Annotated in this window: 7 protein-coding genes and 1 pseudogene; 5 read left to right on the plus strand and 3 right to left on the minus strand. The window is 63.5% G+C overall.

Translation table 11 applies throughout. From position 1 onward, the window contains the following. A partial coding sequence (locus AHiyo1_RS13965) for a 2-hydroxyacid dehydrogenase (RefSeq protein WP_059388972.1) occupies nucleotides 1–665 on the minus strand: 665 nt, incomplete at its 3' end. Beyond that, the gene (locus tag AHiyo1_RS13970) at nucleotides 662–1861 is read right to left on the minus strand and encodes a pyridoxal phosphate-dependent aminotransferase (protein WP_059388973.1); all 1200 of its coding nucleotides are present in this window, start codon (nucleotides 1859–1861) and stop codon (nucleotides 662–664) included. The genes AHiyo1_RS13970 and AHiyo1_RS13965, both read right to left, overlap by 4 nt. A 252-nt stretch (nucleotides 1862–2113) precedes the next feature. On the opposite strand from AHiyo1_RS13970, the pseudogene AHiyo1_RS13975 reads away from it, so the two are divergent. Further along, nucleotides 2114–4269: pseudogene (locus AHiyo1_RS13975) on the plus strand (amylo-alpha-1,6-glucosidase). Nucleotides 4270–4319: 50 nt separating this feature from the next. On the opposite strand, the gene AHiyo1_RS13980 reads toward AHiyo1_RS13975, so the two are convergent. Next, nucleotides 4320–5000 carry a GntR family transcriptional regulator gene (locus tag AHiyo1_RS13980; RefSeq protein ID WP_059388974.1) on the minus strand — a complete coding sequence of 227 codons (681 nt, stop codon included), beginning with the start codon at nucleotides 4998–5000 and terminating at the stop codon, nucleotides 4320–4322. 119 nt (nucleotides 5001–5119) lie between these two features. Here AHiyo1_RS13980 and purU point away from each other — a divergent pair, with 119 nt between their 5' ends. The 4 genes from purU to AHiyo1_RS14000 all read left to right on the plus strand — a co-directional run. Continuing rightward, the gene (gene purU / locus AHiyo1_RS13985) at nucleotides 5120–6034 is read left to right on the plus strand and encodes a formyltetrahydrofolate deformylase (RefSeq protein WP_059388975.1); all 915 of its coding nucleotides are present in this window, start codon (nucleotides 5120–5122) and stop codon (nucleotides 6032–6034) included. A gap of 61 nt (nucleotides 6035–6095) precedes the next feature. After that, nucleotides 6096–8588, plus strand: coding sequence for a GcvT family protein (locus tag AHiyo1_RS13990; RefSeq protein ID WP_059388976.1), 2493 nt, complete (start codon nucleotides 6096–6098; stop codon nucleotides 8586–8588). 119 nt (nucleotides 8589–8707) lie between these two features. Continuing rightward, nucleotides 8708–9334, plus strand: a complete 627-nt coding sequence (locus AHiyo1_RS13995) for a cyclodeaminase/cyclohydrolase family protein (protein WP_059388977.1) — start codon at nucleotides 8708–8710, stop codon at nucleotides 9332–9334. Continuing rightward, nucleotides 9331–9650: tetrahydrofolate dehydrogenase/cyclohydrolase catalytic domain-containing protein (locus AHiyo1_RS14000; protein WP_275937064.1), on the plus strand; the 320-nt coding region annotated here is incomplete at its 3' end. The genes AHiyo1_RS13995 and AHiyo1_RS14000, both read left to right, overlap by 4 nt.

Raw genomic sequence — 9650 nt, forward strand, 5'->3', positions numbered from 1 at the left:
TCGGCGCCGATCAGATGATGCGTGGCGGGCCCGTACGGGCAGTGCAGCGAGACGACGTCGGACACCGTCAGCAACTCCTCGAGGTCGACCCGCCGTGCGCCAAGCTCGGCGGCGATCACCGGATCGAGCTCACTGCGCGACTGGTAGACGATGTCCATGCCGAAGGCCTTGGCCCGGCGCGCGGTCGCCTGCCCGATGCCGCCCATGCCGACGACGCCGAGGGTCTTGCCCTGCAGGCTGGACCCGAGCAGGAAGAACATCCCCCACTTCCAGGCCTGGCCGGAGCGGATAAGCCTCTCCCCCTCACCCAGCCGGCGGGTCGCCATGAGGACGAGGCCCATGGCGATGTCGGCGGTTGCCTCCGTAAGCACCCCTGGCGTGTTGGTGGCCACGATGCCCCGTTCCGTACAGGCGGGGACGTCGATGTTGTCATACCCCACGGCCACGTTCGCGACGACCTTGAGCTGCGGGCCGGCGGCGTCGAGCAGCTCGGCGTCGATGCGTTCGGTGAGCAGGCTCACCACGGCGTCTGCCCCGGCCACCCGGTGCAGGAGCTCCTCGCGGCCGATCGACTCCGAACCCGTCCATGCATCGACGTCGTGCTCGGCGCGAAGCTTCTCGATTGCGGTTTCGGGTATGCGTCCCGTGACGACTACCCGGCTCATGCCGTCTCGATCCACTCGCGCAGGAGGCCCAGGCCTTCGCTGATATCCGGCACCTCGATGCCCGAGTAGGCGAGTCGTATGTACTGCCGCTCCTCACCGGGCAGGCGGCGGCCGAAGTGCTCACGCGTGCAGAAGGAGACGCCGGTCTTGTACAGGGCATCGGTGGCGAAGTCTCCGACGGCCGTGTATCCCATGCGCTCCATAGCCTCGGTGACATCGGGGAACAGGTAGAACGTCGATTGCGGCACGGCGACGCGCACGCCCGGGATGGAGTTCACGAGCTCGCAGGCAGTGTCCCGACGCTTCTGCAGGACGTCAAGCATCTGCTGCACGGATTCCTGGGGGCCGCGGAGCGCTTCGACGCCGGCCCACTGCACGTAGTGCGTCGTGCACGACTCATCGTTGGTATTGAGCGTGCTGAGCACCCTGGCGATCTCGAGCGGTGCAACGGCGCAACCGAGACGCGAGCCGGTCATCGCGAACTTTTTGCTGAATGTGTACAGGATGACGGTGCGCTCGGCCATGCCCGGAAGAGATGCGATCGAGCTGGAGACGCCCTCATAGCGGGTCTCGAAGTAGGCCTCGTCGGAGAGCACCCACAGGTCGTGCTCCTGGGCGAGCTGTGCGATGGCCTCCCGCTCGCCCGCCGTCGACTCCGCCGAGATGGGGTTCTGCAGGTCGTTGTAGATGATGGCGACCGTGTTCGGAGTGATTGACGCGCGGATCTGGTCGAGGTCGATCGAGAAGCCCGTGCTCGTGGGCAGGTAGCGGTACGGCACGGCCGTGCCGCCAAGGTATTCGATCTGCGATTCGTAGATCGGGAAGCCGGGGTTCGGGTAGAGCACTTCCTGGCCGGGGTTCATGACCGCCTGCAGGAACTTCGTGATGACGGGTTTGCCGCCCGTCATCACGACGACGTTGTCCGGGGAAAAGTCGATGCCACGGCGCGAGCCAATGTCCTCGGCCAGGGCTTCGCGCAGCTGCGGGATGCCGGGGCCGGGGCAGTAGCCCGTGTAGCCGTCCGCGATGGCCCGGTTCATTGCTTCCACGATGTTCCCGGCCGTGGGGATGTTGATGTCACCAAGATGGAAGGGGAACACACGGTTCCCCTTCGCCTTCCAGGCGGCCGCGGCCTGGGCGACGCTGAAGGCGGTTTCGGTGCCCAGACGTTCGAGCCGGTGCGCGAGTTGCTGCATACTGTTCACTCCTCGTTGAGTTGGCGATCAATTCTCCGGCGAATTCAGATCAAGTTCAGGACTAATATATCAAACCATGAATTAAGATATACGAACAGTCCCAAGGGGACCAATGGTTCTTGTTTACGAGGTAAATCGTCTCTGGCGTACGGTCCACGACGGGCGTAGCGTCGGTTACATCCACACGGGAGCAGCAAAGGTCCACCCGCGCCCCGGGCGGGTCAGGAGTGCATTCGTAAGAAGGAGCCGGCAGTGGCTGGATGGAATGCCGACACGGCGGCTGGACCCCTTGGGTCAGGCACAGTGACTTTGGTTGAAGGATCGTCCTTCTGCATTTCATCGGCCAATGGAGACATCCATCCCGAACTCCCACACGGGGTCTTTCACCTGGATACCCGCATCCTTTCCCGCTGGAACCTAACCATCAACGGCCAGCCCCTCGAACCCTTGGCTGCCGAGACGAAGGAACCGTACCGGGCCCTCTTCGCTGGCCGCCTGCAACTCTCGGATGGGTATGCGGACAGTCCATTGATCGTGGAACGGCTGCGTGAGGTGGGGGCAGGGATCCGGGAACGGATCACCATCCGCAACTACTCGACGAAGCCCGTTGAATGCCAGATTGTGCTGGCCGTCGAAGCGGACTTCGCCGACTTGTTCGAAGTGAAAGAGGCACGAATCCAGCGTCGCTGGGCGGAGACACGCGGTCACGACGGCGACGCCCTGGAAATCCAGGCCACATGGCACGACGTCCGGAAGGGCGTCGTCGTCAAGGCGGATGGGGCCAAAGCCACACCTGAAGGGCTGATATTTGAGATAGTCGTTCCGCCCTATGGGCAGTGGAGTACTCGATTGAATGTTGTGCCCACGGGCAACGGCGCACGCCCCGAGGCCCCATTTGTCCATCCGGCGCCTGGCGAAATGTCTCCGAGTGACCGGCGCCGTCAAGAGTGGGTGGCGAAGATTCCGGCACTGCAGATGGGCAACCGTTCCATCCAGCGGACTCTGCGGCGAAGCTACGACGACTTGGGAGCGCTGAGAATCGAGGACCCTGGCCATCCTGAACGGGTGGTCGTCGCCGCCGGAGCGCCCTGGTTCATGACCCTGTTCGGTCGCGATTCGCTCTGGGCTTCGGAAATGTCGCTTCCAGTGGATCCTTCCCTTGCATTGGGCACTCTGAAGACCCTGGCTGAGCGCCAGGGCACCGTCGTGGACGCGATGAGGGAAGAGGAGCCCGGCAAGATCCTCCACGAGGTGAGGCTCGATGTTTCCACCGGACTGGCGCTGGGCGGCAAATCCGCCTACTACGGAAGCGTCGACGCAACCCCACTGTTCGTGGTGGTCCTGGGGTCCGTCAGCCGCTGGGGTTTTGACAGAGAGACCATCGACGCCCTTCTGCCCAACGCTGACCGCGCCTTGGAGTGGATCCGCGAATACGGGGACCGGGATGGGGACGGTTTTGTCGAGTATAAGCGCCTCAACGATCATGGGTTGGTCAATCAGGGATGGAAGGACTCCTGGGACGGCATCAACTTCGCCGATGGAACCCTGGCGGAACCGCCGATCGCCCTTTGCGAGGTCCAGGCTTACGTCCACGGCGCATACGTGGCGCGCTCCTGGATGGCGTACGACGCCGGCGACCTCGCCTTGGCAGCCGAACTTCGGGACCGGGCCGCGACGCTGAAGCGGCGGTTCAACGAACAGTTCTGGCTGCCGGACAAGGGGTACTACGCCGTCGCGCTGGACCGCGATAAGCGGCCGGTGGATGCCTGCGCTTCCAATATGGGCCACTGCCTCTGGTTCGGCCTTGTGGATGAGGACAAGGCGCCACAAATGGTGGAGCATCTGATGTCCCCGGAGATGTTCAGCGGATGGGGAATACGGACCCTCGCCAGCGACATGCGGGCGTATAACCCTGCCAGCTATCACAACGGATCGGTCTGGCCCCACGACAACGCGCTTATTGTGGCAGGGCTGCTCCGGTATGGGTTTGTGGAAGAGGCACAGCGGATAGCCACTGCACTGCTGGAGGCGGCCGAATACTCCGGCGGGCGGCTGCCCGAGCTGTTCTGCGGCTTCGGCCGCGACCAGTTCGCCGAACCGGTACCCTATCCCACGGCTTGTTCCCCACAGGCCTGGGCCGCCACCACACCGATCCTGCTGGTGACCAGCCTGATGCGCTACGACGCACACATTTCCCAAGGGGGGCTTTGGTTGGACCTGTGCTGCCGGATTCCTACGGCGAACTTCACATCACGAACGCCCCTATGGGCTCGGGCCGGATCACCATCGACATATCCGGTTCAGCAGCGTCCGTTCAGGGCGTACCGGAAGGCCTGGTACTGCACCGCGGGCAACGGCCGTGGATCAGCGATCTCGTGGAGCAAGCCAAACTGCATCCGGACAAGTAGCGTTCCCACCACGATCACTCCAGCTTGGACATCGGAGGAGGGCGGTCTTCCTACGCAGCAAACAGCGCTGAACGGACCGCCTTTTCGAAGCCGTCTACGTGAAGTCGCGCCAGTTCCGCAGCCCTGGCCTCGTCGCCGTCGATCACGGCGCCAAGAAGGTCGAGGTGTTCATGCACGTGGCGGGAAAGATCCGGCAGGCGATCGAGCACCATGCACCAGATCCGTGTCGCCAGGTTGTCGTAGCGGATCAGCACATCTTCGAGGTGGGGATTTGCCGCTGCCGCATAGATCCCCTGATGCACACGGGCATCAAGGCGCAGTGTCTCCACCACGGAGGCGCCGTCGACCTCGAATGACTCGACTGCACGCATCACGGAGCGCAAGTTCTCCCTGGCTGCCGGTGTTGCAACCCGAGCCGCCCGCGCGGCCGCCAGCGGTTCGAGCTGGGCGCGAATCTCCGAAATGAACGCCAGATCGGTCACCTCTACGCGCGTGGCGAAAGTTCCCCTGCGTGGATAGCTAATGACCAGACGGTCCAACTCGAGGCGCTTCAACGCTTCCCTCACAGGAGTGCGCCCGATGCCAAGGTCCCTCGCCAGCACGTCGTCGTTCACCAAGTCACCCGGCTTGATGTCCAGCGTCAGGAGCCTGTCGCGTATCCGCTCGTAGGCCACTTCCGCCAGGGATCTCGGACCGGCGGCATCCACCGCTGCCAGCGCTTCAAATACCACGGTACCGACCTTTCGCGTCCAGCCAAGCGGACTATTGACCTCACTCGAACTCCAGTATACGCTATATCCCAATCTGATATATCAGTTATCGAATCGAAAATATATCTTAAGGAGGAGACATGACGCTCGTGGAGACCACTCCAATAAAAAGCACACTTCCGCAGGCGAGTGCCTCTGAAGACGACGGTTCGCGGAGGTTCGTGCTCACATTGTCGTGCATTGAACGCGCCGGCATCGTCCAGGCGGTCACGACGTTCCTGTTCGAACGGGGATTCAACATCGAAGAGCACCAGCAGTTCGACGACGGACTCCGCCAGACCCTGCACCTGCGCACGGCGTTTTCCGGATCCCCGGAGTACTCACCGGACGCGCTCGAGGAAGAGTTCCGGGCGATCGCCGACCGTTTTGACATGAAGTTCGGATTCCATGACGAGACTAAGCAGCGCGTCCTGGTCATGGTGTCAAAGTTCGGGCACTGCCTGAACGACCTGATTTTCCGCTGGCGTGGGGGCAGCCTGGGCGGGGACCTGGTGCTGGTAGTTTCCAATCACGAAACCCACCGGGCCATGGCCGAGGCTGCCGGGCTTCCATTCGTACACATTCCGGTGACGCCGGACACCAAGGCGGATGCGGAACGGCGCCTTCTCGAACTGGTTGACGAGTACAACATCGATTTGGTGGTTCTCGCCCGCTACATGCAGGTTTTGTCCGACGAGCTGAGCCGCGCCCTGGAGGGCAGGGCGATCAACATCCACCACTCATTCCTGCCAGGCTTCAAGGGCGCGCGTCCTTACCACCAGGCGTACGACCGCGGCGTCAAGCTGGTGGGTGCCACGGCACACTATGTCACCGCGGATCTTGATGAGGGACCGATCATCGAACAGGAAGTCATCCGCGTAGACCACAGCTATGGGCCGACTGCCCTTTCCACGGTCGGGCAGGACGCCGAAGCACTCGCGCTCTCCCGGGCCGTGCGGTGGCATTGCGAACACCGCGTGCTGTTGAACCAAACCAGCACCGTCGTCTTCCGCTAGCCGACGCCCGACAACAAGCAGCAGCAGTAGCCCAACCACGAGAAATAGCAGGAGAAACCACATGGCATCGACGCCACGCATAGTCATCATCGGAGCTGGGATCGTCGGCACCAACCTGGCAGATGAACTGGTCGCCCGCGGCTGGAACAGCATCACTGTCCTGGACCAGGGACCGTTGAACATGCCCGGGGGCTCCACGTCCCACGCCCCGGGGCTGGTCTTCCAGACCAACGCCTCCAAGACCATGGCAACTTTCGCCAAGTACACGGTCGAAAAGCTCCTGTCGCTGACCGAGGACGGCGTCAGTTGCTTCAACCAGGTAGGCGGCCTGGAAGTCGCCACCACGGAGACCCGGCTCGCCGACCTCAAACGCAAGCTCGGCTACGCCGCATCCTGGGGAATCGAAGGCAAGATCCTTTCCCGCGACGAGTGCAAGGAGCTCTACCCGCTCATCAACGAGGAAGACATCCTTGGAGGCCTCCATGTACCTAGCGACGGGCTGGCCCGCGCCGCCCGCGCAGTCCAATTGCTGATCAAGCGCACTGAGGCAGCCGGGGTGGAGTACCGTGGGTCCACGACCGTGACCGGGATCGAGCAATCCGGGCGCCGGGTCACCGGAGTCCGCACCTCCGACGGTGTCATCCCTGCGGACATCGTTGTCTCCTGCGCAGGATTCTGGGGCGCCAAGATCGGCGAAATGATCGGCATGTCCGTTCCCCTCCTGCCCTTGGCCCACCAATACGTCACGACAACTCCCGTACCGGCACAGCAGGGCCGGAACGAACTACCCAACGGCGCTTCCTTGCCCATCCTGCGCCACCAGGACCAGGACCTCTACTACCGCGAGCACGGCGACCGCTATGGCATTGGCTCCTACGCCCACCGCCCCATGCCGGTGGACGTCGAGGAACTCGGCAGCTACGCGCCGGACAGCATCAGCGAACACAACATGCCTTCCCGCCTTGACTTCACCCTCGAGGACTTCCTCCCGGCCTGGGAGGCGACCAAGCAGTTGCTTCCGGCGCTGGCGGAAAGCGACATCGAAGATGGCTTCAATGGCATCTTCTCCTTCACCCCCGACGGCGGCCCGCTGGTGGGCGAATCAAAGGAGCTCGATGGTTTCTTCGTCGCCGAAGCCGTGTGGGTCACCCACTCGGCCGGCGTTGCCCGCGCTGTTGCCGAACTGCTGACCACGGGCAAGTCCCGGATCGACCTGGGCGAATGCGACATCCACCGCTTCGAAGACGTCCAGCTCACCCCCGAATACGTCAGCGAAACGTCCCAGCAGAACTTCGTGGAAATCTACGACGTCCTGCACCCGCTCCAGCCCAAGCTCTCCCCCCGCAACCTCCGCGTCAGCCCGTTCCACGCCCGCCACAAGCAACTGGGAGGATTCTTCCTCGAATCCGGCGGCTGGGAACGCCCCTACTGGTTCGAGGCCAACGCCGAACTGCTGAAGGAAATGCCGGCCGAATGGCAGCCCCCGGCCCGCGATGCCTGGTCCGGAATGTTCAGCTCGCCCATCGCCGCCGCCGAAGCGTGGAAGACCCGCACCGCGGTGGCCATGTACGACATGACACCGCTAAAGCGCCTCGAGGTCTCCGGCCCCGGAGCACTCAAGCTGCTCCAAGAGCTCACCACCGCGGACCTGGACAAAAAGCCAGGTGCAGTGACCTACACCCTCCTGCTGGACCACGCAGGCGGTATCCGAAGCGACATCACGGTGGCCCGCCTGAGCGAAGACAGGTTCCAGCTCGGGGCCAACGGAAACATCGACACCGCCTACTTTGACCGGGCCGCGCGCCACCAGACCGAAAGCGGCTCCGCCAGCGACTGGGTCCAGGTACGTGACACGACGGGCGGCACTTGCTGCATCGGTCTCTGGGGCCCCCTCGCCCGGGACCTCATCAGCACCGTCAGCAGCGACGATTTCTCCAACGACGGTCTCCGTTACTTCCGGGCCAAGAATGTCGTCATCGGCGGAGTCAACGTCACCGCCATGCGCCTTTCATACGTCGGCGAGCTCGGCTGGGAGCTTTACACCAGCGCGGACAACGGCCAGCGCCTCTGGGACGCACTGTGGAAGGCAGGGCAGCCCTTCGGTGTCATCGCGGCGGGCCGGGCCGCCTTCAGCTCGCTCCGGCTTGAAAAGGGCTACCGCTCATGGGGCACCGACATGACCACTGAGCACGACCCCCTCGAAGCAGGCCTCGGATTCGCCGTGAAGATGGCCAAGGACAACTTCGTCGGCAAAGCCGCTCTGGAAGGGCGAACCGAGGAAAACTCCGCCCGCCGCTTGCGCTGCCTGACCGTCGACGACGGACGCAGCGTCGTCCTGGGCAAGGAACCGGTCTTCTATAAGGACCAGGCGGTCGGTTACATCACCAGCGCCGCCTATGGTTACACCGTTGCCAAGCCGATCGCCTACGCGTACCTCCCTTCCGGCGTCTCCTTGGGTGACTCCGTCGAGATCGAGTACTTCGGACGGCGCATCCAGGCAACGGTCACGGCCGATCCGCTGTACGACCCCACGATGACCAGGCTCCGAGGCTAAGACCGGCCCGGCATCCAAAGGCACGCGGCCCGGACTCATCCTCGCAACCAGAGTCCGGGCCGCCGTTTTTCCGACTCTTCTGCCGCCCCTGCCTAGGAAGACACACAACAGGAAGACCCATGATCAGTTCAGAAACAATCAAGAACTACCTCACCAGGCTTGCTTCACGTGAGCCGACCCCCGGCGGAGGCGCGGCCGCTGCGCTTCACGCCGCCCAAGGTGCCGCCCTCGTTGCAATGGTCGCCAGGTACACCACGGGCGCCAAATACGAGCAACACGCCGCATTGGTCTCAAGAATCATCGCGGCCGCGGACGAACTTGTGGACTCCGCCCTGCGACTTGCGGAAGCCGACGAACTGGCCTTCCAAGGGGTCATCGATTCCTACAAGCTGCCCTCAGGGACGGAGGCCTCCAACGAAGCGAGGTCGGCCGCCATCCAAGCTGCCCTCATTCGTGCAGCGCAGACCCCGGCACAACTGGTCAAGGTCTCAGGAGCCGTCGTCGAACTGGCCACGGAACTGTTCGACGTCGCAAATGCCAACGTGATCAGCGACGTCGCAGCCGCCGCGGATGCCGCCCGCGCAGCTGCCAGCACGGCGCGGGTGAATATCGACATCAACATTGTGGCCATCAAGGACGGTGTTACCCGTTCCCAGCTTGCCCAGCAGACCGACGGGATCGAAGAGAAGGTCGTCTTGGCAGCAGACGCGCTCGTGAAGCGCGTACGCGAAAGGATCCTCGGTTGAGCGCCACCCTCCTTTCCGGCAAGCCGCTCGCAGCAGTCATCCAGCTGAGAGCCCGGGATGAGGCAATGAAGCTCGAAAACGAAGGAGCGCGCCCGTTCCTCGCGGTGGTGGTGGCAACCGACGACGAGTCCACGCATTGGTACGTCCGCTCCATTGAACGTGCAGCCGACCGCGCGGGCATCGGCTGCCGGATTGTCGACCTTGGCCCTGGCGCCACAGAGCACGTCCTGGCCAGCGTCCTGAAAGACCTCAGCGCGGATCCGTCCGTCAACGGAATCATCCTGCAGACGCCCCTGCCGCCGGGGTCGGGACGGAT

The sequence above is a fragment of the Arthrobacter sp. Hiyo1 genome, assembly GCF_001263615.2.
Taxonomy (GTDB): domain Bacteria; phylum Actinomycetota; class Actinomycetes; order Actinomycetales; family Micrococcaceae; genus Arthrobacter.

Coding starts and splice junctions, on each gene's coding strand:
- AHiyo1_RS13970 (WP_059388973.1), bottom strand. CDS start 1,861: ATGCAGCAACTCGCGCACCGGCTCGAACGTCTGGGCACCGAAACCGCC.
- purU (WP_059388975.1), top strand. CDS start 5,120: ATGACGCTCGTGGAGACCACTCCAATAAAAAGCACACTTCCGCAGGCG.
- AHiyo1_RS13990 (WP_059388976.1), top strand. CDS start 6,096: ATGGCATCGACGCCACGCATAGTCATCATCGGAGCTGGGATCGTCGGC.
- AHiyo1_RS13995 (WP_059388977.1), top strand. CDS start 8,708: ATGATCAGTTCAGAAACAATCAAGAACTACCTCACCAGGCTTGCTTCA.